The sequence below is a fragment of the Paracoccus sp. (in: a-proteobacteria) genome (assembly GCF_032007265.1).
GTDB lineage: Bacteria > Pseudomonadota > Alphaproteobacteria > Rhodobacterales > Rhodobacteraceae > Paracoccus.
On sequence record NZ_DALZMB010000017.1, the window covers coordinates 24,395 to 48,687 of the forward strand.

The 24,293-nt window shown below is 61.1% G+C and carries 22 protein-coding genes; 10 read left to right on the forward strand and 12 right to left on the reverse strand.

The features are described from left to right. Nucleotides 1-16 precede the first annotated feature (16 nt). The 3 genes from RTS12_RS05715 to RTS12_RS05725 all read right to left on the reverse strand — a co-directional run bounded on the left by RTS12_RS05715 (nucleotide 17) and on the right by RTS12_RS05725 (nucleotide 3,019). Nucleotides 17-1,303 (reverse strand): solute carrier family 23 protein, encoded by a 1,287-nt coding sequence (locus RTS12_RS05715; RefSeq protein WP_312526349.1) that lies wholly within the window; start codon nucleotides 1,301-1,303, stop codon nucleotides 17-19. A gap of 340 nt (nucleotides 1,304-1,643) precedes the next feature. After that, nucleotides 1,644-2,327, reverse strand: coding sequence for a DsbA family protein (locus RTS12_RS05720; protein ID WP_312526351.1), 684 nt, complete (start codon nucleotides 2,325-2,327; stop codon nucleotides 1,644-1,646). A gap of 233 nt (nucleotides 2,328-2,560) precedes the next feature. Beyond that, the gene (locus RTS12_RS05725) at nucleotides 2,561-3,019 is read right to left on the reverse strand and encodes a YaiI/YqxD family protein (protein ID WP_312526353.1); all 459 of its coding nucleotides are present in this window, start codon (nucleotides 3,017-3,019) and stop codon (nucleotides 2,561-2,563) included. 149 nt (nucleotides 3,020-3,168) lie between these two features. On the opposite strand from RTS12_RS05725, the gene RTS12_RS05730 reads away from it, so the two are divergent. Continuing rightward, entirely contained in the window at nucleotides 3,169-4,422 is a 1,254-nt protein-coding gene (locus RTS12_RS05730; RefSeq protein ID WP_312526355.1) for a hypothetical protein, read from the forward strand. A 7-nt stretch (nucleotides 4,423-4,429) separates the two neighbouring features. Here the strand turns inward: RTS12_RS05730 and RTS12_RS05735 are convergent, their stop codons facing one another. After that, the gene (locus tag RTS12_RS05735) at nucleotides 4,430-5,512 is read right to left on the reverse strand and encodes an EamA family transporter (RefSeq protein ID WP_312526356.1); all 1,083 of its coding nucleotides are present in this window, start codon (nucleotides 5,510-5,512) and stop codon (nucleotides 4,430-4,432) included. Nucleotides 5,513-5,763: 251 nt separating this feature from the next. On the opposite strand from RTS12_RS05735, the gene RTS12_RS05740 reads away from it, so the two are divergent. Next, on the forward strand, nucleotides 5,764-6,120 hold the full coding sequence (locus tag RTS12_RS05740) for a cupin domain-containing protein (RefSeq protein WP_312526358.1): 357 nt from the start codon (nucleotides 5,764-5,766) through the stop codon (nucleotides 6,118-6,120). A 131-nt stretch (nucleotides 6,121-6,251) separates the two neighbouring features. On the opposite strand, the gene RTS12_RS05745 is transcribed toward RTS12_RS05740, so the two are convergent. From RTS12_RS05745 to RTS12_RS05770, 6 genes are all read right to left on the reverse strand, one after another. Then, nucleotides 6,252-7,313 (reverse strand): L-idonate 5-dehydrogenase, encoded by a 1,062-nt coding sequence (locus RTS12_RS05745; protein WP_312526360.1) that lies wholly within the window; start codon nucleotides 7,311-7,313, stop codon nucleotides 6,252-6,254. A 70-nt stretch (nucleotides 7,314-7,383) separates the two neighbouring features. Beyond that, complete coding sequence (locus RTS12_RS05750) at nucleotides 7,384-8,790, reverse strand: TRAP transporter large permease (RefSeq protein WP_312526362.1); 1,407 nt, start codon at nucleotides 8,788-8,790, stop codon at nucleotides 7,384-7,386. Nucleotides 8,791-8,794: 4 nt separating this feature from the next. Further along, a complete protein-coding gene (locus tag RTS12_RS05755; protein WP_312526364.1) occupies nucleotides 8,795-9,367 on the reverse strand; it encodes a TRAP transporter small permease in 573 nt (190 codons plus the stop codon). A gap of 92 nt (nucleotides 9,368-9,459) precedes the next feature. Continuing rightward, entirely contained in the window at nucleotides 9,460-10,434 is a 975-nt protein-coding gene (locus tag RTS12_RS05760) for a sialic acid TRAP transporter substrate-binding protein SiaP (RefSeq protein ID WP_312526366.1), read from the reverse strand. A 56-nt stretch (nucleotides 10,435-10,490) separates the two neighbouring features. Then, nucleotides 10,491-11,189 (reverse strand): FadR/GntR family transcriptional regulator, encoded by a 699-nt coding sequence (locus RTS12_RS05765; RefSeq protein ID WP_312526368.1) that lies wholly within the window; start codon nucleotides 11,187-11,189, stop codon nucleotides 10,491-10,493. A 189-nt stretch (nucleotides 11,190-11,378) separates the two neighbouring features. Next, entirely contained in the window at nucleotides 11,379-12,437 is a 1,059-nt protein-coding gene (locus tag RTS12_RS05770) for an Ldh family oxidoreductase (RefSeq protein WP_312526370.1), read from the reverse strand. Nucleotides 12,438-12,555: 118 nt separating this feature from the next. On the opposite strand from RTS12_RS05770, the gene RTS12_RS05775 reads away from it, so the two are divergent. After that, entirely contained in the window at nucleotides 12,556-13,614 is a 1,059-nt protein-coding gene (locus RTS12_RS05775; RefSeq protein WP_312526372.1) for a GntR family transcriptional regulator, read from the forward strand. On the opposite strand, the gene RTS12_RS05780 is transcribed toward RTS12_RS05775, so the two are convergent. Continuing rightward, nucleotides 13,587-14,330: a response regulator transcription factor gene (locus RTS12_RS05780; RefSeq protein WP_312526374.1), complete on the reverse strand. Its 744-nt coding sequence runs from the start codon at nucleotides 14,328-14,330 to the stop codon at nucleotides 13,587-13,589. The two genes, RTS12_RS05775 and RTS12_RS05780, sit on opposite strands and share 28 nt — an antisense overlap. Continuing rightward, entirely contained in the window at nucleotides 14,327-15,583 is a 1,257-nt protein-coding gene (locus RTS12_RS05785; protein WP_312526376.1) for an ATP-binding protein, read from the reverse strand. Before RTS12_RS05785 ends, RTS12_RS05780 begins: the two co-directional genes overlap by 4 nt. Before the next feature lie 325 nt (nucleotides 15,584-15,908). Between RTS12_RS05785 and RTS12_RS05790 the strand changes: the two genes are divergently transcribed. From RTS12_RS05790 to RTS12_RS05820, 7 genes are all read left to right on the forward strand, one after another. After that, entirely contained in the window at nucleotides 15,909-16,928 is a 1,020-nt protein-coding gene (locus tag RTS12_RS05790) for an ABC transporter substrate-binding protein (protein WP_312526378.1), read from the forward strand. Then, nucleotides 16,928-18,541, forward strand: a complete 1,614-nt coding sequence (locus tag RTS12_RS05795) for a sugar ABC transporter ATP-binding protein (protein ID WP_312526379.1) — start codon at nucleotides 16,928-16,930, stop codon at nucleotides 18,539-18,541. Before RTS12_RS05790 ends, RTS12_RS05795 begins: the two co-directional genes overlap by 1 nt. Continuing rightward, nucleotides 18,538-19,467, forward strand: a complete 930-nt coding sequence (locus RTS12_RS05800) for an ABC transporter permease (protein ID WP_312526380.1) — start codon at nucleotides 18,538-18,540, stop codon at nucleotides 19,465-19,467. The genes RTS12_RS05795 and RTS12_RS05800 overlap by 4 nt, the downstream gene beginning before the upstream one ends. Continuing rightward, complete coding sequence (locus RTS12_RS05805) at nucleotides 19,464-20,432, forward strand: ABC transporter permease (RefSeq protein ID WP_312526382.1); 969 nt, start codon at nucleotides 19,464-19,466, stop codon at nucleotides 20,430-20,432. Before RTS12_RS05800 ends, RTS12_RS05805 begins: the two co-directional genes overlap by 4 nt. 2 nt (nucleotides 20,433-20,434) lie before the next feature. Beyond that, complete coding sequence (locus tag RTS12_RS05810; RefSeq protein WP_312526383.1) at nucleotides 20,435-21,370, forward strand: SMP-30/gluconolactonase/LRE family protein; 936 nt, start codon at nucleotides 20,435-20,437, stop codon at nucleotides 21,368-21,370. Nucleotides 21,371-21,654: 284 nt separating this feature from the next. After that, the gene (gene uxuA, locus RTS12_RS05815) at nucleotides 21,655-22,875 is read left to right on the forward strand and encodes a mannonate dehydratase (protein WP_312526386.1); all 1,221 of its coding nucleotides are present in this window, start codon (nucleotides 21,655-21,657) and stop codon (nucleotides 22,873-22,875) included. Next, nucleotides 22,872-24,293 (forward strand): mannitol dehydrogenase family protein (locus tag RTS12_RS05820; protein WP_312526388.1); only part of this gene is annotated, 1,422 nt, incomplete at its 3' end. The genes uxuA and RTS12_RS05820, both read left to right, overlap by 4 nt.

Consider the following 24,293-nt stretch of genomic DNA (forward strand, 5'->3'; position numbering starts at 1 on the left):
CAAGAAGGCGCAAGGATTATGCGTCCGTTTTGCGGCTACGCAGGCCCAGTAGCTGATACATGAACAGCGCCGCCAGCGTCGATGTGCCGATGCCGCCAAGGGCAAAATCGCCCAAATGCAGCGTAAAGTCGCCCGCCCCGAAAATCAGCGCGACGCCCACCGTAAACAGGTTGCGCGGGTCAGAAAAATCGACCCGGTTCTCGACCCAGATCCGTGCCATTGCCGAGGCAATCAGCCCAAAGACCGAAACCGCAAGCCCAGCCAGGACCGGCGCCGGGATCGTCTGCAACACCGCCCCGAATTTGGGTGAAAGCCCCAGAAAGATTGCCGCGGTGGCAGCGATCACGAAGATCAGGGTTGAATAGACCTTGGTCATCGCCATCACGCCGATATTCTCGGCATAGGTGGTGATGCCCGTGCCGCCATTTGCCCCCGAGATCATGGTTGCAATGCCGTCACCCAGAAAACCGCGCCCGATATAGCGGTCCATGCTTTGCCCGGTGATCGAACCCAACGCCTTGATATGGCCCAGATTCTCGGCGACCAATACGATGGCGACCGGCGCGACCAGCCAAACGGCGCTGGCGTTAAAGACGGGTGCGGTAAAGTTCGGCAAGCCAAACCATGCTGCCTGTTTGACCGCTGTAAAATCGATTTGCGGGATCAGGCTCAGGATATTGCCGCAGATCAGCGACAAGACATAGCCAAAGGCCAGCGCAATCAGCACCGCCACGCGCCGCGTCGCGCGCGGTCCATAGGTCGAGACCAAGGCCATACACAGCACCGTCAACAGCGCAATTGCGATATGGGCCGAGCTGCCTTTCAACTGCCCCACGGCGACCGGGGCAAGGTTCAGGCCAATCGCCACGCCGATCGCGCCAGTTACCGCAGGCGGCATCAACTTCTCGACCCAGCCCGCGCCGACCGCCATCACGATCAATCCGATCACGGCATATAGCGCGCCCGCAGCGATAATGCCCCCCAGCGCCATACCGATATTGGGGTTGGCGCCGCTGCCCACATAGCCGGTCGCCGCAACAACCACCGCGATAAAGGCAAAGGACGAGCCCAGATAGCTGGGCACACGCCCGCCCGTCAGCACGAAAAAGATCAGCGTGCCGATCCCGGAAAAGAAAACAGCGACATTGGGGTCGAACCCCATCAAGAGCGGCGCCAGAATGGTCGAGCCTGACATCGCCAAAAGATGCTGTACACCCATTGGCACGGCCGCGCCCCAAGGCAGGCGCTCATCGGGCAGCACGACCGCATTATCGGTCAGCCGCCATTTGGGGAAATATCCCATCACATCCCTCTGCATCGTTTTCACTGGTGATTTTCTGTCGGCCCAATGGCCATAAGAATGCACCAAGAGAAAGCAATTTCCCCGCCAAGGGACAATTCTCGCACCAAAGTTGTATTCAGGTCACCCTGATTGCGGCCCAAGGCCCGTCATCGCCTTTGAGCCGCCTGATGCTTTGGCCGCCCGGTTCCATGGTCTTCCATGGCTTTACCCGCGCGTTACTTTGCCCGCCTGTCGCTTGGCGCGGTTGTCGCTTGACCCACCTGTGGCGGTGGCCAAATCGCTTGCGGGCTCATATCTCCTCTGGGCGGCTGATTGTGGCGCGACAGCCTTGCTTAGACCATCAAGCCAGTGCCTGACGCCCCCGGGCCACCAGATCCCGCAGATCTTGCAGGCTTTGCTTGCCAAAAAGCGCCTCATTGCCCGCGATAAAGGTTGGCGTCCCCATCAGGCCCATGTGATCGCCCAGCTCCATCGTGCTGGTCATCTGATTATGAACGCGGTCGCTGTCCATATCGCGCTTGAGCCGCGCCATATCCAGCCCGACACGCTCGGCGACCGGCAGCACGGTGCTTTCCTGCACGCGCCCTTTGACCTGCATCAGCGCCTGATGGAATTGCCAGTATTTGCCCTGATCAAGCGACGCCAAAGAGGCCCGCGCCGCGAAGATCGAGCCCTCGCCGAAAATCGCCCATTCACGGAAAACCACCCGCAATTTGCTGTCCTCAGAGATCAGCTGATGCACATCCTTTACCATCACGCGGCAATAGGGACAGTTATAGTCAAAAAACTCGGTCAGGGTGATGTCGCCATTGGGATTGCCCAGAACCGGGGCAGTCGGATCACGTTCCAATGCCTTGCGCAGCTCGGCGGGCATGGGATTGTCGGCCGGATCGACCTGTGCGTTATCGACCTGCGCGTCTTGCGCGAGCGCAGGCAAGGACGAGCTCATCCCAAGTGCCAGCCCCGACAAAAGGGTCGTGCGCCGGGTCAGCAAATTGGCGGGCAGGCGCGGCAGGTCAGTCATCGCAGGTCCTTTCGACAGCAGATCACGTCAGATCGGCAACAGATCGTTTCGCTTTCGGCCTGATTATCACGAATTGCCCGACGGCCCCACCCCGCCAGCCGACCCGCGCCATCAAAGAAGCGTCAGCAGCGCGATGCCGATCCGTGGCCCCGGCCCGACATCCGAACGCCAACCGCGCAGCATTTGCCACGCTGCGTCATTCGCCAATCATTGGCCGGCTGGGGCAGGCATCCCTAGCCGCGACCGGCCATCGCCTTGACCAGCACCTTGTCCAGTGATTGCAAAAACCGTGTGCGATCGGCTTTGGAAAAGGCCGCGCCGCCGCCTTGAAACATAGGATTGGCCGAGCGGATGTCGCTCATCAGATCGCGCGTGGCCAGCCGCGAGCCGATATTGGCCATGGTCAGGATCTCGCCATTGTGCTGCACGACCTGCGCTCCGGCCTTCAGGCAGCGATCCGCCAGCGGGATGTCATTGGTCACCACCACATCGCCCGGCCCGCTGTGATCGGCGATCCACATATCCGCCACATCCATGCCCTCGCTGACGATGACCAGCGACACCAGCGGGTTCTGTGATGGGCGGATGCCACCATTGCAGACCATCACCATCGGCACACGCAGCCGTGTCGCCACGCGCTCGGCCTCGGCTTTGACCGGGCAGGCGTCGGCGTCGATGTAAAGTGTTGTCATGGCCTCTCCGGTCAGGGCGGAATGCCCGCGCTGGGTTTAAGCGGCGCGAAGTGGATTGAAAAGCCGCACAGGACGTGATCGCCTGCAACATGCCCATTGGGCACCGCGCCTGCCCAGAAACCCTGTACCTGCACCAGACCGGAGCCATCATGTCTTCTTATTTTCGCCAGATCGCAGGGGGCCTTGCTTTGCTGACGCTAAGCACGGCCCCCTTGTTTGCGCAATCGGCCACCCAAAGCGACAAGATTGCCGTCACTGCAGTCGTCGCTGACCCTATCTCGGCCGAGATTGCGAAAAATGGCATTGCGCCGACCTTGGCAAGGCTGCGCGCCGATCCCTCGACCGATCCCCAGACGCGGTTTTCGCGTGCTGGCCTAGAATTTCTGGCCGCGGTCGAGCGCGCTTATCAGTGGCGAAGCCGCTATGGCATCGGCGAGATGGGCGGCATGTTGCTGGGCTCGGGGGTCGAGCTGCCTGAAACCGCCCCCAGTGCGATCTTGCCGCCCGAGAGCTTTGCCCAGGAAACCGAGGCCACGCTGAAAGCGATGGACCAGCTTCGCCAAGACACTGCCGGGCTGGCCGAGGGGCCCGAGTTTGGCGTGGCACTGGATCTGGGTGATCTCTGGTTCGATCTTGACGGCAATGGTCAGCGCAGCGAGTTCGAGAATGCCGCGTCGCTGCTGGACGGGCTGGCCTATGACAGCGATGGCCCGCAGGGCGAGGCGCCGATTATCCGCTTTGACAATGCCGATGCTGCTTGGCTGACGGCCTATAGCCATCTGGTCTCGGGGGCGGGCGAGTTGGTATTGGCATTTGATCCCACGCCTTCGATCCAGCGCGTGCTGCAAACCCGCCAGCGCATCGAAGAGCTGCGTTTGACAATGCCCATCGAAGAGCAGTTCACAGAGCTGTATTTCTTCGACGATTATTTCGAGCCACTGGCCATTGCCATCGACATGCTGCGCCATCAGCCCGATGCCGATCGCACCCGCAAGGCCAAGGCCCATTGGCGCGAAACCGTCAGCCTGAACCAGGTTCTTTGGGGGTTGATCGCGGCAGAAACCGACAATGCGGGCGAATGGATACCGGGCGACCGACAGATTTCCGCAACGGGTCTGGATTTTCCCCAAGGAACAGGCCCAGCCTGGCTTGCGGTTCTGGCCGATGGGGATGCGCTGCTGACCGGCGCGCGCACCATCCCCTTCTGGCGCGCTCCGGCGGGCATTGATGCCTCGGCCTGGCTCGAGAACCCCACGCCGCTGCCTTTGGACGGCATCTTGCAGGGTTGGGCGGTCATGCCCTTCTTTTCGGATGCACCACCCGTCACCACGGAAAGCTATCAGCGCTTTGCCCAAATGTTGTTCGAGACCGGGCCATTTCTGGCCATGGTCATGCTGAACTAAACGCCGCTTAGGCCGATACAGACGAGGACGGGGCTGCAGGCGTGCGGCGGGCGGGCAAGAACATCACCAGATTGCCCGCCAAGGCCAAGGCCACACCCAGCACCCCGGTCCAATGCCAGTGGTATCCCTCAAAGATCGTGGACAGCGCCAGCGCCACCACCGGAAACAGCACCGTCGCATAGGCAGCGCGCGACGATCCCATGCGCGCCACCATCATCAGATAGGTCGTAAAGCCCACGACCGAACCGATGATCGCCAGATACAAAAGTGCGGCGACATAGGGCGCATCGGGCGGTGCCATGATCGGCGTTTGCGTCACCGCGATCAGCCCGATCAGGATCAACGCCCCATATCCCATCCCCCAAGAGGTCGCGGTCACCGGCGAGATCCCGGCCGCGCTATTGCGCCGCGAGATCATGTTTCCCAGCGAAAACAGCATCGTTCCCAGACAGGCCAGCAAGATCCCGGTAATGACGCCGCCGGAATGGGAATGCAGCAGGTCGCGACCGAACAACAGCACGACCCCCGCCACGCCAAAGCCGCTGGCCACAACCGCACGCCCGCTGATCGCATCGCCAAAAAAGATCCGCGCATTCATCGCGTTAAACAGGGTCGCCAGCGAAAAAATCACTGAAATCAGCCCCGAGGGCACATAAAATGCGGCCGAATAGAAGCACAGGAAGTTCAGGCTGAACAGGCACGAGGCCTGAAGCAAGATCCAGCGATGCTCGTTCAGCTTGGGCCATTTCAACCGCCCCGTCAGCGCCAGAAAGGCCAGATAAAACAGGCCCGCCGTTGCAAATCGGTAAAATACCGAAACCAAGACCGGCACTGGCCCGACCTGAAACGAAATCGCGATCCAGGTTGATCCCCATATCAGCACGGTGGCGACGAATAGAAAAAGGTTCATGGAAGAGATCCGGGCCGTGTCGCGCCGCAATAGCGCGATCTGAAAGGCATCTGTTGCACGATCAAACGCCAAAGGCGAGATCAGGCGATATTGGGCAAAGCTGTCATGCAGACAAAGCAAGATCCACCGCCAGCCAAGACCGCCACACCATTCCCCACAATCGCAGGCGCGCCTTTCCAAGATCGTGCAGTGCGGGGGCACAGGGGCGGTGTCGTATCTGGCTTCACGCGCGGTACGGCCAAGTCAGGCGTGATCCGTGCCAGGATGGGCCATTGCCATAGCGGCTTGCTGAACAAGGACAGGCGACCCAAGGCCTAGGACCAAAGGGGCTGATGACCCTGCCCCCTTGGCTGGCTAGCCTTTGAACAGCGTCGCGCGGCGCCTGGTTTTTCTCAAGGAGCGGCGGCTCCGTGACAGACAGGACGAGTAACATGGCAGTTATGAAATTCGGCACCTATCAGGCCCCTAAATCCGAACCGATCACCACCGATCTGGATTGGTGGACCCCGGTCGAGGGCGCGCCAACAATGAAGACATGGGTCGAGCATCAGACCGATGACGGCAAGTTCCTGACCGGATATTGGCAGGCAACGCCCGGCAGCTACCGTGTCGATTACATCGGCGACGAATATATTTATATGTTCGAGGGCAAGGTCACCCTGACCCAGGATGGCGAAGCCCCCAAGACATTCCAAGCGGGCGATACGTTTTACATCGAAGCGGGCTTCAAGGGCATCTGGAAGACCGAAGAGACCATTCGCAAGCTGTTCGCGATCCGCGTGAAATAAGTCCTCCCTGCTTTTTTCATGCCGGCCTCCCCCTGCGTGGTGCATTCAGGCAGGGGGAATTGCCTTGGGACGATCGGGTGGCACAGGGCGCGGCGTTGTTTGTGCAGCGCTGATCGTGAGCACCCGCAGCGCTATTTCGGCTTTTGGCTAAAGCTGAGCTGCACCTTGCAGGCCTGACTGCGATCCGACGCCAGCTCGAAGGCGGCAACGGCATCTTCTAGCGGCAGGCTATGGCTGATGATCGGGCGCAGATCGATTGCGCGACTGCCGATCAGCTGAACGGCCTGAGCAAATTCCTCGTGGAAGCGCTGCGAGCCGCGCCAAGTGATTTCCTTGCCGACCAAAGCGTTCAGCGGAATGCTTACATCTCCGGTGACGCCGACCTGAATGATGACACCACGCGGGCGGATCGCCCCAAAGGCCACGCGCAGCGCAGGGCCCGCGGCCGAGCAATCAAAGATCAGATCGATCTGACCCTTGCCCTGTTGCAAAGGTGTCAGATCCTCGGGCGAGGTGGCGACATTGATGGTTTGCGAGGCACCCATTTCACGAGCGCGGGCCAAGGCTGCATCCGTCAGATCGGTCACGATGACATCTTGCGCACCACGATGGCGCGCCGCAGCCAGAACCAGCAGACCGATGGGACCGGCACCGCTGATCAGGATACGCAACCCCGTCAGATCGCCCAGCAAATCCTGAGCCTGCGCGACCGCATGCAAACAAACCGCCAAAGGTTCAGCACAGGCCGCCTCGCCCGCGCTGACGCCTTCGGGCAGCGCATGGACCTGTGCGGCGGAAATGGTGAAAAGATCACGAAACATGCCCTGTTCGTGCGGCAAGCGCATGGCAGAGCCGATGAAATGCATATCCAGGCAATGAATCGGTTGCCCCTTGCGGCAATATTCGCAATCGCCACAAGGCTGCGACGGGCTGACGGCGACCAGCGTGCCCGGGGTCAGATCCACGCCCGCACCGGCCTGAAGCACCCAGCCCGAGGCCTCGTGCCCTGCGATGATCGGCTCGCGCACACGCACCGGACCAAAGCCACCATCCTGATAGTAATGCAGATCCGAGCCGCAAATCCCGCCTGCTGCCATGTGCAGCAAGACCTCGCCCTGCCCGGGTGCTGCGACCTCTTGTTCTTCGACCCGCAGATCCTTTGCGCCGTAAAGACGCGCCACTCTGGTGCGCATGGGTGATCTTTCATCTGACATAAAGAAACTGGCCCGCGCCGGGATGGAGCGGGCCGATGGGCGGTTAGGGCTACTTGATCAGGCCAAGCTGCGTCGGCAGCCAAAGGGTGATCGCCGGGATAAAGGTGATCAGGATCAGCGCGATGAAAAGCGGGATCATCCAGGGCAGAATTGCCAGGGCCGTCCGCTCGACCGACATTTTCGAGATCCTCGCCAGCACGAAAAGCACCATGCCAACCGGGGGCGTCAACAGACCGATCATCAGGTTCAGCGTCACGATCAGACCCAGATGGACCGGATCAACCCCATAGCGCGCCGCCACCGGCATCAGAATTGGCACGATAATGGTGATCGCTGCGATCGTATCCAGAAAGGCACCCACGACCAGCAACAAGATGTTGACGATGATCAGGAAGGTCCACCAGTTGCTGGTGATCGAGAACATCAGATCCGCAAACAGCTGCGCCGCCTGACTGACCGTCAAAAGCCAGGCAAAGATCGAGGCGGCAGTCACGATGAACAGCACCGAGGCCGTGGTCTCGATCGTATCAAAAGACGCTTTTGCAAGGCTGCGGAAGGTCATGGTGCGGTAGCGGACCAGACCAAGGAAGATCGACCACAACACTGCGGCAACGGCGGCTTCGGTCGGGGTGAACCAGCCAAGGGTCATCCCCCCGATCAGCAAGACCGGCGCCATCAGCGCCATGACTGCATCCCAGTTGAAATACCAATCCAGTGCGATCAGCACGCCAAGCCCAAGTGCGACCGCCAGGTTGATCGACATTCCAGCCATGACCAAAGCGTAAACCGCGACGGGAAAGCAAAGAACGATAAGGATCTCGCCGGTTGCGCCCAGAAGCTGGCGCAGATCGAATGGCGTATCCGACCCCCAGCCATAGCGGCGCGCAAAGATATAGACGGTCAGCATCATCAGGGCGGTCATGACCGCGCCCGGAATGATCCCGGCCATGAACAGCGCCCCGATCGAGGTATTGGCCATCATGCCATAGATCACGAAAGGCAGCGACGGCGGGATGATGGGGCCAAGCGTGGCAGAGGCGGCGGTCACGCCGACCGCGGCCTCGACCGGATAGCCGTGATCCTTCATCGCCTTGATCTCGATCGTGCCGATACCAGCCGCGTCGGCCAGGGCCGTGCCCGACATGCCCGAAAACACCACCGAGCCGATGATATTGACCTGGGCCAGGCCACCCTTCATCCAGCCAACCAGCGACAGGGCAAAGCGGTAGATGCGCCCAGTCACCCCAGCGATGTTCATCAGGTTGCCTGCCAGAATGAAGAAAGGCACAGCGATCAGCGGAAAGCTCTCGACCCCTGCAATCATGCGCTGCGCCGCAATAATGTCAGGCGCGACGTTATAGATGCCAAGATAAAGCAGCGACGCCGCCGCCATCGACACGGCGACCGGCACGCCGATCAGCAAAAGCCCAAGGAAAGCTCCAAGCAAAACCAGCATCGGCTTATACTCCTGATACGCCGCTTTCTGCGGCTTTTTCTCTGACGGTTTTGGTGCTAGTCATGTCTTTGACAAGGTTCTGAACCGCGCGCAGGAACATCAGCGCGAACGAGACCAGAACGGTATAGAATACGATGCCGCGCGGCAGATCGATGGTGACCATCCGCTCAGAGCCGACAATGCCGACATAGCGCCACATCAGCCAGCTCATATAGCCAAAGAAGGCGATGACGATGACATCGACGATGCATTCCAGCACGCGACCGGCCTTGCGGGACAAGAAGTTGTAGATCAGATCCACGACGATATGGCGGCATAGCCTGACGCACATGACCGAGCCAAGAAAGACCACCACAACCAGACAGTTCATGGCGATTTCTTCGGTCCAGGTCAGGCTGTTGTTCAGCGCATAACGGGTGAAGAACTGCAGAAAGACGCAAAGCGCCATGCCCCAAAAGACGGCCAGGGTCAGCCAGTCCTCGATGGAATAGGGCGAGAGATCGACCTCGCCTGCCTCGTCCTCAAAGGCATGCGCCAGCTCGTCCACGCTGATTGGCGCGTGATGTTGCTCTGCCATATCTTGGCTCCGGTTTTGGTGTGATGGGGGTGCCCAAGGCCGCAGATGCGCCCTTGGGACTTTGGGAAACTTAGCTCAGACGATCAGTCCAATTACTGGACTGCGCGGATGTCTTCCCAGTCTTGCTTGTTATAGCCGTATTCCTCGAAGGGCACTTTCTCGAGAACGATGCGCTCGAAGTCGGCTTTATCGACCTCGTTGACACCAATACCCATGCCGCGGAACTTTTCGACCAGCTCGCCTTCGCGCTGCTCGACGATCTTGGTCGCGCGCTCGGCGGATTCCAGCATCACCTCCGAGAAGATTTTCTTATCTTCGTCAGACAGCTGGTTCCAAAGCGTACCCGAGACGACCGTGTTCAGGTGATCGACGATGTGACCGGTCAGCGCGATGTTCTTTTGCACTTCGTAGAACTTCTTGGCCTCGATCGCGGTCAGCGGGTTTTCCTGGGCTTCGACCGTACCGTTCTGCAGCGCCAGATAGACCTCGGCAAAGGCGATCGGCGAGGTGTTGGCACCACAGGCGCGCGGCATCGCCAGATAGGCAGGCACGTCCGGAACGCGGATCTTCAGCCCCTGCATATCGGCGCAGGATTTGATTTCCTTGTTCGCAGTGGTGTGGCGCGTGCCGTAATAGGTCACTGCGGTGATGTGGTTGCCGCTGGCCTTTTCATAGCCCTCGACCAGACGATTAAAGACATCGCTTTTGGTATAGGCGATCAGATGCGACGGATCGCGGAAGATATAGGGGTAATAGGTCACCCCAATCGGCTTATAATCGCGCGAGGCAAAGCTGGAACCCGAGATGATGATATCGACGGTGCCAAGCTTCAGACCCTGGTTCAGGTCAGCCTCTTTGCCCAGCTGCGAGGCCGGGAAAACGTCGATCTTATAGCGACCATCCGTGCGTTTGGCGATTTCCTCTGCGGCCCAGACCGATTCCGTGTGGAACGGTTCCGAGGCTTCATAGACATGCGCCCATTTCAATGCGGTTTGCGCATGTGCGGCGATGGTGCTGGCCATCAACATGGCGGCGGCGCCCATCAGGCCCTTGATCGTGAACGTCATACATATCCTCCCAGTAGTATCGTTCTGTTTCTGGTCATTCTGCCCGACCCGAGCGGTTATTCCGCTTCGGGCAGGGCATTTTCGGCAAAGCGGCGCTGCGATTCCGTCAGGTGATGGCGCATCGCCTCGCGGGCGGCGGCAGGATCGCCGTCGGCAATCGCATCGCGGATCGCACCATGTTCGGCCAAAGCCAGCCGCCAGGTCCGCGGTCCCTCGAAATGGCTCGAGAAACGCTCGAAAAACGGTGAGAGGCGCTGCTTATAGCTGGCCTCCATCAGGTTGGTCAGGACCGAATTGCCAATCCCATCCGCGATTTCGATGTGAAAGGCGCCGTCCAGACGGATGACGCGCGGCGTGTCATGGACGGCCCCGGCCATTTCCGTCAGGTTGCGGTCAAGCGCTGCAATCAGCGCAGGTGTCACATGACGCGCGGCCTCTTCGGCGACGGCGCTTTCAATGATGCATCGGGCCTGCAAGATCTCGAAAGGCCCCTCGCCTTCGACACGTCGCACCGCCGCCGGATCAGGCTGGGCACTGACATAGATCCCCGAGCCCATGCGGATCTCGACATGGCCCTCGACCTCAAGTGCGATCAGCGCTTCGCGCAGCGATGGCCGTGACAGGCTGAACTGCTCGGCCATGTCGCGCTCGGACGGCAACCGCTCGCCCGGGAACAAGCCCTGGGCGGCGACAAGCGCCAGAATCTGATCTGCCACCTGCCGGTAATGGCGACGTGGCGCGGCCTCTGAAAGCATCCGTCCCCCTCTGTACCGCCTCCTCGCGGTACGGCCAAAGTGGTTTGACCAATTTTGAGGTTACAGGCCGTTTCCGGCTTCGTTCAAGTGAAATTTGTCGAAATACTCACAAAATCGTTAGTAAAAACGTGGCAGATCGGGGTATTTCGACGCATTTCAGCTGTTGACCTTTGTATTCCTCAGGACATTTCAGGCGTCTGGCCAGACCAGATTCAGACGTTCTGCCAATTCCTGAAAGCTGGCCGCGGTCACCGGATCAAGGAAAACCCCGGTTTTGCTGCGCTCTGCGGCAACTTTCCACTCACGATCGCCCGGCGCCATGACCTGACAATCAGCGCGTGCAGGGGAATCGCGCAGAACCTGAACATAGCGCGCCATGCCCGCGTCAAAGCTGGCGCGGTCAAGAAAAGCCTCGGGCTTAAGCGCCAGCACGAATGCGCCCATGCCGCGCGGCGTGGCGAAATCAGGGCCGCCCATCGGTGCAATGTCGAAACTCAACTTCATCCCCGACAAGACTGCGCTAAAGATCTCGGCCACGCCCGCCAAGGCTGCGCCCTTAAAGCCAAAGGCCCCGCCAAGGGGGGCCAGCATATCGGCCAGATGCGCGTCGCGCGTATCCGTTCCCGCGACATCCGAGGCAACCCCTTCGGGCAGTTCGACCCCCAGACTGCGGTAAAGTTCGATCCGGTTATAGGGAACTGCGCTGGTCGCCATGTCCAAAAGCCAGGGATCTTGCCCCGCAACCGGCACAGCCACCGCAATTGGATTGGTGCCGTGAAACCGCGACGCCCCGTCATATAGGCGCACAAAGCTGTCGGAATTACAAAATGTTACGCCGATATAGCCCGCTTCAGCGGCAGCCAGCGCATAGGCGCCCGCCGGCCCGAAATGCGAGCTGTTTCGGATCGAGACGGCACCCAGGCCGAATTGCCCCGCCAGCGCGATTGCCCGATTCATGCCGTGATAGCTGCCCACCGCACCCTGGGCGTGATCGGCATCCCAAACCTCGATCGCGCCAAAGCCGCCAACCTTGCGCAGCTGCGGATTGCGGTTCAGACGCCCGCCCTCAAGTGCCTTCAGGTAATGGGGCAGCAAGCGCACCCCATGACTGTCGACCCCAAGCCGCGAGCCATGCAGCATGGCGCGCGTTGCCGCATCAGCCGTCGCCTCATCTGCGCCGATCGCTGCAAAAGCCGCGCGGCAAAAGCGGTCCAACCCCGCCAATGAAACCTGTTGTGTGGTGGTCACTCTTTCTGCTCCCCCTCAGAAATGTCTTATGCATACACTAACCACAACCTGTCGGCGCAGTACAATTGCTTTCCCACCCGCGCCTGTGCAATCTGGCGGGCAACAAGGAGCATGGCGCATGACCACCCCGAACCCGCGCCGCGCGCCCCGACTTTATCAACTTGCGACCGATGCCCTGTCACAGGCCATTGCAACGGGCGAGCTGGCCCCGGGCCAGGCGCTGACGCAAAACGGCATCGCCACGCGCTTTGGCATCAGCCGCGCGCCAGCCCGCAAAGCACTGGAGGATCTGGCCGAGGCAGGTCTGCTTGAACGCGGCGGATCGGGACGTTACCGCGTCGCCGCAACGGCCAATGGCGCAGCGAACTTGCCCGATCCTGCCCGCCGTGATCCGCTCGCGCGCTGCGCCGCGCCCCCCACCACGCCCCCCACCACGACCGCCGCCACGACCACAATGACGACCCCAGATCGGCTGCGGCTGCAGCCCAGCTGGGAATTGCTTTACCCCGAGATTGAAATGGCGGTGGTGGCGCGCAGTTCCTTGGCTGCATGGCGACTGAACGAATCGGTTTTGGCGCGCCATTATGGGGTCAGCCGCACCGTCGCGCGCGATGTGGTCGCACGCATGCAGCAGCGTGGCGTGCTGATCAAGGATGACAACGGGCGCTGGATCGCACCGGCGCTGACACCGGCCAATCTGGACGAGCTATACGAGCTGCGCTGGGTGCTAGAACCTTTGGCGATGGAGAAGGCGGTCCCGCGCCTGCCGCACGGCTATCTGGCATCCATGCGCCAAGAGCTTGAAAACGCGATGGCGCCGGGTGCTGCGCTGGATGCGGCGCTTTTGGACAGGCTCGAACATCGCCTGCATGTCGAGATGCTGGGCTATTGCAACAATCGCGCGTTGATGCAGGCAATCAGCCTGCCGCAGGCACTGCTGATTGCGCATCATTTCCTTTATAGCTGGACGCTAGAGCTGTTTGGCACCGAACCCTTTCTGGGCGAGCATCTGGATATCATCCAACGCCTTGAAGAGGGCGATGTCACCTCGGCCAAAGCGGCACTGGTTGCACATCTGCGCATCTCGCGACGCCGCGCCATGCTGCGGATCGAGGCCGTGCAGGATCTGATCCCGCCCGATCCGCTGCCCTATCTGGAACGGATCGAGCTGGCCTGATCGGGTGCAGGATTGCGCACCAGCCAATCTTGCATCTCGCGTTCGGCAATGCGCAGCGCCTCGACATTCAAGACGCCACTGGTCAGCGCACAGGCGATCGCGCGCACGCGCTTGTTCATCGCCGGCCCGCCGCCCGGCAGATCCACCGCAAAGCGTTCGTAAAGCGCCAGCAGCCTGTTTTGCACCGTGCGCTCGGACATGCCGCGGCGCCGGGCGATTTCCCGGTCCGGCAGGCCAAGCGCCATATCCAGCAGCACCGAATATTCGCTTTCGCTTAAGCCTTCGGCGGGGCGAGACTGGCGCTGTTGCAGGCGATGAATTTCGCGGTCGACCAGGACTTGCCCCTCTAGCAGCACCGCCCGCATCGCCAGATGCAGCCGCTGCACAGGCGCGGTTTTCAACACATATCCATAAGGCGAGCCGGGCGGCACGATCCGGCTAAGCCCACGCAGATAGGCCTCATCTGCGTAATTGGACCAGAATAGGATGCGCGTCTCGGGGCGTTCGGACCAAATGGTCCGGGCCGCATCGATGCCATTGCGCTCTTTCATCTGCAAATCCATGACGACCGCCCCGACATCCTTGCGCGCCATCACCTCGCCCTCGCGCCCATTTTGCGCGGTCAGGACCTGCGAGATCTCGGGCAGGGCCTGATTGACGGCATCGCGCAGAAATGCAGCATGCAAAGGGTCATCCTCGACCAGCAGGATTTTCATACCAAAGCTCCTTCCTGACGCGGCAGGCTGACACTGACCGAGGTTCCCGTCTTGCCGCTGCGCACCGACAATCGCGCGCCGATCAATTGGGCGCGGGTGCGCATATGCGATAAGCCGCCCTTCTTGCGGTTGCGACGCACATCTTCGGCGATGCCGCAGCCATCATCGGCCACGGTGATGCGCAGCCGGGGCGAGCGCGCGATGCGCACATCGATGCGGCTGGGTCGCGCGTGACGGCTGGCATTGTTGATGGCCTCTTGCACGATGCGAAATAGGGCGATGCGGGCCACAGGGTCCAGCAGGTCGGGGGCGCCATTGCTGTCATCGGACACCTCGATCGCAATATCCGAGCCATCGCCGGACGCGCGCTCTAGGTGAACGCGAACGGCATGGGCAAAGCCAAACATTTCCAGGATCGAGGGCACCGCCGTATCAATGATCCGGCGCAAATCGGCAACGCAATCATCCAGTCGCGCCATGGTCTGTTCCGAATCCAGCCCGCCCGGCCGCGACAGATCGCGCATCAGGCGGCTAAGATCGGCAAGGGTCTGATCATGCAGGTCCATGCCAATGCGCTGGCGTTCCTGCTCTAGCGCCTCGGTCAGGTTCAGCGCGCCCAGACGCAGCCCCTCTTCGCGGGCGCGGGCCTCGGCTTCGATGATCGCGGTGCGGCGGCTGCGATCGGTTTCAAGCAAAGCATAGACATAAGGCGAGATCAGATCGGCGACATAGCGTGCTGCGGTGATGTCGCGCGGCCCATAGCAGCCGCGTGCAAATCGCGAAATGCTAAGCGCCCCGATCACCCCATCGGCCACGACCAATGGCACATGCACCCTGGCACAAAGCCGATTGTCCATGATCGGCGCGACAAAGGCCCCCGGAAAATGAAAGCGCGGATCGCACATGGCATCATCGGTCAGAATATAGCCGACCTTGCCTGTCAAAAGCGCGCGGATCGGGCTGGTTTCGACATTGTCGGTCGCGCGCTGGCTCCACTCTGTTTCGATGCCGGTTTCATAGGCGGCCGACAAAGTGCCATCGTGACGCAGAAGGCAAAGATCCAGATGGTCATAGGGCAGAAACTGCCCGATTTCCTGGGCGACGGATTGGATTGCGGACAGAAAATCCAGCCGCCCGGCCAAAGCGCGCGAGATGCGAAAAAGATGGGGCAGCAAAGGGCCGGGATCGCCCGCCTCTTCGGCCAGCGCATCATGCACAATCCCGTCAAGGATCGATTGGTCATGTTGCTGCATCTTCTCCCCCCTTCGGCCGCTGCATCAATCCGGCTTGCCAGATGCCATTGCCCCTGTCGGATTTGGCCCCCGTTGAATCCGCCCCCGTTGGATCTGGCGCGTTGCATCCGCCCCCGATCCCGGACCCAAGCCCAATATCGAACCGACGATGCCATAAAGCCCTGCACACCGCCACGCCGTTGCATCGCCCATGCGGGAACCCGCAAGTGTCGCGCGGGCAGATGCAAAATGATGCCACATCGCATCTATGCAGAGCGGGCGCACCGCCTATCCTGACCAAGGGAGATGGGCCACAGAAAGCCCGACAGATTTCAGGGAGGATAAGATGACCATTCGTAAAGGAATGATGCTGACAGCTGCCGCCGTCATGGGCCTTGCGCTGACCGCGCCGGCCTTTGCCGAGACATCGGGCAAGAAAATCGCGCTTTCGAACAACTACGCGGGCAATAGCTGGCGTCAGGCCATGCTGGAAAGCTGGAAGCGCGTCACCGACCAGGCTGTGGCCGATGGCGTGGTGGCCAGCGCCGATGCTTTCACCACCGCAGAAAATCAGGCGACCGAGCAGGCCGCGCAGATCCAGAACATGATCTTGCAGGGCTATGATGCGATCGTCATCAACGCCGCCTCGCCGACGGCACTGAACGGCGCAATCAAAGAGGCCTGCGATGCAGGCATCACGGTTGTGTCCTTTGACGGCACCGTCACCGAACCCTGCGCTTGGCGCGTCGCGGTTGATTTCAAGAAAATGGGCCAGGACGAGATCGAATATCTGGCCAAACGCCTGCCCGATGGCGGCAACCTGCTGGAAATCCGCGGCCTTGCCGGGGTCTCGGTCGATGACGAAATCCATGCAGGCATCGAAGAGGGCGTGAAGGCACATTCCAATTTCAAAATCGCGGGCTCGGTCAACGGCGACTGGGCACAAGATGTCGCGCAAAAGGCGGTTGCAGGCATTCTGCCCTCGCTGCCCGAAATCGCGGCGGTGGTCACGCAGGGCGGCGATGGCTATGGCGCGGCACAGGCCTTTGCAGCTGCCGGGCGGCCGATGCCGATCATCATCATGGGCAACCGTCAGGACGAGCTGAAATGGTGGGCCGAGCAGCGCGACGCGAATGGTTATGAAACCATGTCGACCTCGATCGCGCCGGGCGTTGGAACGCTGGCCTTTTGGGTCGCGCAGCAGATTCTGGATGGGCAAGAGGTTCCCAAGGATTTGACCGTGCCTTTCCTGTCGGTCACCGCCGACAATCTGGATCAGGCCTTGAAGGACACGCCCGACGGCGGGGTCAGCAACGTCGACTATAGCTTGGACGACGCCAAGAAAGTGATTGCCGAGGCGAAGTGATGACAGATCATCACCCGCAACATGAAACCGGGGCGCAAAACGCCCCGGACACCCCTGAGACCGGCAATCGGCTAAGCGGATCAAACCCAACGCCTGGGTCAGGCACCGGATCAATGACCCAATCAGGCTCTGGCCCGAACAATGCCCCGTCCGCTGCCACCCCGCCAGCGGCTTCTGGCGATGCTGACTGCATCGTCGTGCTTGAGGGGGCATCGAAAAGCTTCGGCGCGCTCAAGGCGCTGGATGGGGTCGATCTGGTCATCCGTCGCGGCGAATGTCTGGGCCTTGTCGGGCATAATGGCGCGGGCAAATCGACGCTGGTGAATGTGATTACGGGGGTGTTTGCCCCAACCCAAGGGCAGGTCAGCTATCCCGGCGCCAGCAGTCACCTGGATGCAGGTATCCGCGCCATTTCCCAAGAGGGCACGCTTTGCCCCAACCTGACAGTGCTGGAAAACCTGCAGGTCGCGCAGCGCGATCTGGGTGGTTTTGGCTGGCGCAAACGCGCCGCAGGGCGCATCAAATCCGCCCTTGACGAGATTTTCCCAGGCCACCGCATCCGCACGGATCAGCTGGTTCTGGATATGTCGCTGGCCGAGCAGCAGATGGTAGAGATCGCCATCGGCTTTGCCGATAGCAGCACCCCCGCGCGGCTGGTGGTTCTGGACGAGCCGACATCCTCGCTGGATGCCTCGATTGCGGCGCAGCTGATGACCCATATCCGGCGCTTTTGCCAGCAAGGCGGCGCGGTGATCTTTATCTCGCATATGATGGGCGAGATCTTCGACGTGGCCACACGGATCGTGGTGATGCGCGACGGGACCAGTATCGCCGACCGCCCCGCCCAAGCCTTTTCGCGACAAAGCCTTGTCGATGCGATGGGCCATATTGCGGCGGATGGCCATGATGCGGCAACGCCCGCGACCGCCCAGCGCCGCCTGAACGCCGACGGCGCCACCATTTTGCGCACCCCCGAGGGGATCGAGGCCCGCAAAGGTGAAATCATCGGGCTGGCTGGCCTTGCCGGCCACGGTCAGGCCGAGGCATTGGCGCGCTATTATCTTAGCCAAAGCTCTGACTGGCATAGCGCCAAAGCGCCAAAAGCGGCCTTTGTGGCTGGTGATCGTCGCCGCGACGGGATCATGCCAATCTGGTCAATCGCCCAGAACCTGACCCTGGCGGCCTTGGCCACGCTGACCCGGCGCGGGCTGGTCGACCGCAACCAAGAGCGCGCCATTGCCACGGATTGGCGTCAGCGCATCGGCATCCGCACCCCCGATATGGATAACGGCATCCTCTCGCTATCTGGGGGGAACCAGCAAAAGGCGCTGTTTGCGCGTGCATTGGCCACGACCGCGCCGATTATCGTCATGGATGATCCGATGCGCGGCGTGGATATCGGCACCAAGACCGAGGTTTACGAGATGATCCGCCACGAAGCGGCCAAGGGCCGAACCTTTCTTTGGTATTCGACCGAGATCGACGAGATCCGCAATTGCGACCGCGTGTTCGTGTTTCGCGACGGGGCCATCTCGGCCGAATTGGCGGGCGAGAATATCACCGAGGCCAACGTGCTTGCCGCCTCGTTCGAATTCGGGGACCACGCCGCATGAAAGGCCTGATCAACCCCCGACTGGCCCTGCCGGTGCTGTCGCTGGCGCTGTTGGTGATTGCGGTCTTTTGGCTGCAACCCCGCGCCATGAGCTATACCGGCATCAACCTGCTGTTTAACCTCGCTGTGCCCATTGCGCTGGCCACGGTCGCACAGATGATCATCATCATGGTCAATGATATCGACCTGTCGATGGGGGCCTTCGTCAGCCTGATCGCCTGTATCACGGCAGCAGTTCTGCCCAGCAATCCCGTCCTTGGGATTGCGATGCTGGTGGGTTGCGTTCTGGTCTATGCCGCACTTGGCGCCTTGATCGAGATCCGGCAACTGCCTGCGATTGTTGTCACGCTTGGCATGTCCTTCGTCTGGAGCGGCGCTGCCGTTTTGGTCCTGCCCTCGCCCGGTGGCACAGCCCCCGGCTGGCTGACCGCGATCATGAAGGCCAAGCCACCTTTGGTCCCGATGGCGATTGTCGCCAGCGTCCTGTTGGCCACGGTGGCGCATCTTTTGATCATGCGCTCGGGCTTTGGTGTCCGGCTGCGGGCCTTGGGCGGCAATGCGCGGGCGGTCGCACGATCAGGTCGCTCGACCGTGGCGCTGAAGGCTGCCGCCTATGGCTTGGCCGGTATCTTTGCGGTGCTTGCCGGCATGGCTTTGGTCGGGCTGACGACCTCGGGCGATGCCAATATCGCACTGCGCTATACGCTGCTGTCGATCGCGGGCGTCATTTTGGGCGGAGGCGAGTTCACAGGGGGGCGCGTCTCGCCCGTGGGCGCGGTGATCGGCGCGCTGACACTGACGCTTGCAGGCAGCTTTTTGTCCTTTCTGCGCCTGTCGCCCGATTGGCAAATCGGCGCGCAGGGCGCGATCCTGATTTTGGTGCTGGCGGCAAGACTGGTCGTGCGGCAAGCAGAGGCCCGCAAATGAGCCAGCTGAGCAATCTTTACAAAGCGCCATGGTTTTGGGCCTGGATGGCCGCAGCTGCCGCCTTTGTCGCGACATGGTCGATCAGTTCGGGCAATGGCGGCGGCGGAGTGGCCTTGGCCGTGGCGGCGCTGACCTTTGGCAGCTTTTCCGTTCTGACCGGATTGGGCCAAATGCTGGTGATCACGATGGGACCGGGAAATACCGATCTGTCCATTCCCGCAACCATGACCCTTGCTGCAACCCTGTCCCTGAAGCTGATGGGGGGAATGACAGGCGCGACCGCGCTGGTCATTCTGGCCGGGCTGATCACCGCGCTGGCCATTGGCGCCGCAGTCGGTGCTGCGAATTTCGCATTGATCCGCCTGCTGCGCATCCCCCCGATCATTGCGACCCTCTCGGCCAGCTTTCTGTATCAATCGCTGGCAATCTGGTCGAACCGGGGTCTAAGGATCAAACCCCCGCAGGCTTTGGCGGATTTCACGACGGGGCGCGGGCTTCTGGGCCTTCCCAACCTGGCTTGGCTTGCGCTGGCGATCAGCATCGGCATCTGGGTGCTGCTGAACCGTTCGGCCTATGGGCGCAGGCTGTCGGCCATTGGGCAAAATCCGCGCGCCGCACGATTGGCTGGGGTGCCGGTCGCCCGCACCAGCGCCACGACCTATGTCATCAGCGCCACAATGGCGGGGCTGACCGGCTTTTTGCTGGCCTGTTTTTCAGGTGGGGCCGCACTGAATATGGGCACCGAGTTCTTGCTGATGTCGATTGCCGTCACCGTAATCGGCGGCTCGTCCATCGCGGGGGGCAACTCGAACGTGCCCGGCATCTGGGCGGGCGCGCTCTTCATGTATCTAATCGTGTCGATGCTGAACTCTTACGGGCTTGGCGCTGGTGTGCGTCTGCTTTCGACCGGGATCATCATCATTGCCATCGTCGCCGTCGCCAGCGGCAGAAAGGTCAGGGTCTGACAATGACCAACTCGCTTTATGATCAGCGCGACCCGCGCTTTCGCGACCTGATCCACCCCAATGCCCAGTTGAAGCAATTGGCAACGGGCTTTGAGTGGACCGAAGGTCCGGTCTGGTTTCCCGCCGCGCAAATGCTGGTCTTTTCCGATATTCCGGCCCATCGAATGATCCGTTGGACCGCCGAGACCGGCTGCTCGATCTTTCGTGAGGATTCGGGCTATTCCAACGGCAATACCCGCGACCCTCAAGGGCGGATGGTGACATGCCAGCACGGCGCGCGCCGCGTCATCCGCACCGAGGCGGACGGCAGCCAGACGGTTCTGGCCAGCCATCATGACGGCAAACGGCTGAATTCGCCCAATGATGTCGTGGTGAAATCAGATGGCAGCATTTGGTTCACCGATCCGACCTATGGCATCCTGTCGGACCTTGAGGGCTATCGCGCCCAGCCCGAGCAGGCGGGCAGCTATGTCTATCGCGTTCCCCCCGAAGGCGGTGAGCCCAAGGCAGTGATTACCAGCTTTACCCAGCCAAACGGGCTGTGCTTTTCGCCAGATGAGCGCTTGCTCTATGTCGCGGAATCGGGATCAAGCCATGACAATCAGGTTCCCTCGGTCATTCGCGTCTTTGATCTGAGCGCGGAGGGCGCCATCATTGGCCCGTCGCGCGATTTTGCCATGATCGATGCAGGTCTGCCCGATGGCATTCGCTGTGATGGCCAGGGCAACCTATGGTCATCGGCCGCCGATGGTATTCATGTCTTTGCCCCAGACGGCACGCTTTTGGGCAAGCTCCGCATTCCCGAGGTCGTCTCAAACCTGTGCTTTGGCGGGGAAAGAGGCAATCGGCTGTTCATCACCGGCACGACCAGCCTTTACATGCTGGCGGTCAATGCCTGCGCCGCGGGATGGCCGAGAGAGAGGGCGGCGAGGCCGTAAAGCCCACGGGCCGCCAAGCGGAAAATCCGCAAACGTTGACGGGCATGGGCGGGCCGCAAGCGCCTTGCCCGTTGCGCCAGATCCAAGCTCATGGCCGCGCGCAGCAGCGATGATGCAAAAGCGAGGGGTGCAGAGCCTGTGCATAGATTTGGACCGCGTGCCGCAAGGGGCGCGGTCCTTGGGTATTTACGTGATGAAGAAAGCATGGATTTCCAGTGAGATCCCATCTTGCATACTAGTCCACACATTGACTAGGATAGTCGCAGAAAAACGGGGAGAATAAGATGCGGCAGACGTGGCGATGGTTCGGACCGAAGGATCTGACTTCGGTTGACGACATGCTTCAGGCAGGGGTTGAGGGCGTGGTTTCGGCCCTGCATCATGTTCCCACCGGCGCAGTCTGGACCCCGCAAGCCATTCAGCAGCGTCAGGATGAAATCGGACGGATGAAGGATGGCGCGCCCTCGGGGTTGGCATGGGAAGTGGTCGAGAGCCTGCCGGTGTCAGAGGATATCAAGAAGCAAAAGGGCGATTGGAAGGCCCATCTTGCCAATTGGAAGCAGAGCCTGCACCATCTGAAATCCGCAGGAATCGAGGTGGTTTGCTACAACTTCATGCCAGTTCTGGACTGGACGCGGACCGATCTGGCCCATCGCCTTGCAAGCGGCGCCACCTGCATGCGATTTGATCTGATCGATTTTGCAGCCTTTGACATTCACATTCTTGAACGGCCCGGCGCGGCAGAAAGCTTTGGGCCCGAGGTTGCCCAGCAGGCAAAAGCGCGGTTCAATCAGATGAGCGATGCCGCGCGCGAAAAGCTTGCGGGCAATGTCGTCTTTGGTCTGCCGGGGGCTGCGGAATCCTTTACGCTTGAGGATGTGCGTCAGCATCTGGCTGAATATGACGCGATTTCGGCCGAGCAATTGCGCAGCCATTTGATTGATTTTCTGGCCGAGGTGACGCCCGTCGCCCAGGATCTGGGCATGCGGCTTTGCTGTCACCCCGATGATCCGCCGGTTCCGCTGTTGGGCCTGCCGCGCGTCATGTCGACCGAGAGTGACTATCGCCAGATCATGGAGGCCGTCGATCTGCCCGCGAATGGAATTACGCTTTGTTCCGGCTCGCTTGGCGCACGGCGGGACAATGATCTGCCGGGCATGATGCGCCGTCTGGGCGACCGCGTGCACTTCCTGCATCTGCGCAATGTCGCCATCGAAACCCCCGAGAATTTCGGCTCGTTCCACGAAGCCGGGCATCTTGAGGGCGGCACCGATATGGTCGCGATGATTGCAGCAATTCTGGACGAAGAGGCGCGCCGTCGTGCCGCCGGTCGTGCGGATTGGCAGATTCCGATGCGCCCCGATCATGGTCAGGATATTCTTGATGACCTGAACCGTCAGGCGCAGCCGGGCTATCCTTCGATCGGGCGCCTGAAGGGGCTGGCCGAGTTGCGCGGCATCATGACGGCCCTTTCGCATCCGATGCTGAAGGACGCCCGCGCATGAGATTGACACCCGCCACCCCTGCGCCAGTTTCTGCCCAGGACACAAGTGTGCGCTGGCCCGCCTATGATCCCGAAAAGCTGGGGATCGGCATCCTGCATCTGGGCTTGGGCGCATTCGCACGTGCCCATCTTTGCGCCTATACGGATGCGGCTTTGGCGGCAGGCTCGGGGGATTGGCGGGTTTTGGGTGCAAGCCTTCGCGGCACAGAGGTGGCAGAGGCGCTGAACCCTCAGGGTGGCCGCTATACCTTGTTGGTTCGCTCAGATAGCACACAAGCAAATGTGGTTGGTTCCTTGGCAGGCGTATTGGCCGGGCCAAAGGTTGGTGCCGAAATTCTGGCAGCAATGCAGGCGCCCGGTTGTCGCATCGTCAGCCTGACCGTGACCGAAAAGGGCTATGGCCTGTTGCGCACGGGAGGCTGCGATCTTGATCATGCGGCGGTCGCTGCGGATCTGGCGCAGCCTGATGCCCCTTCGGGCGTGCTGGGTCTGCTGGCCATGGGGCTGAAGCAGCGCTTTGATGCGGGGCTTGCCCCATTCACCGTGATGTCTTGTGACAACCTTCCCGATAACGGCCATTTGTTGCGGCAGGCCGTGATCGATTTTGCCCGCCGGGCCTATGGCGCGGATCTGGCCGATCGCATTGCCGCCGAAGTGGCCTTTCCCGCCACGATGGTTGACCGCATCACCCCGCGCAGCACCCAATCGACCTTTGCCGATGCGGCGCAGCTGATTGGTGCCGAAGATCTGGCCGCAGTTGAAACCGAGCCCTTTGCGCAATGGGTGATCGAAGATCATTTTTCCGCCGGTCGCCCGGCATGGGAGGCAATGGGCGCGACCTTTACCGCCAATGTCCGCCCCTATGAGGCGATGAAGCTGCGCATGCTGAACGGCAGCCATTCGATGTTGGCCTATGCCGGATTTCTGAGCGGCAAAACATATGTCCGCGATGTGATGGCCGATCCCTCGCTTTCGGCGCTGGTGGCGCGGCATCTGGGTGCCGCCGCCGCAAGCCTTCCGGCGGGTGATCTGGACCTTGCAGGCTATGCCAGCGCGCTAGAGGCCCGCTTTGCGAACCCCGCCATTGCCCATGCAACAGCACAGATTGCGATGGATGGCAGCCAGAAAATGCCTCAGCGCATTTTTGCTGCGGCCTGCGATACTTTGGCCAATGGGGGCGATCTGGCGGCTTTTGCCTTCGCGACGGCGGCATGGATGCGATATGCGCTAGGGCGTGACGATGCGGGTCAAGTCTATGGCCTGAATGATCCGCGCGAGGCTGAAATCCTGACCGCATTGCAGGGCGCTGAAAGCGCATCGGCGATTTTCGATGCCTTGGCCGCCCTACCCGAGCTTTTGCCGGCGGCTTTAAGCGACGGAGATTTCCGCAATGCCTGTGTTTCGCGGCTTGAAACCATG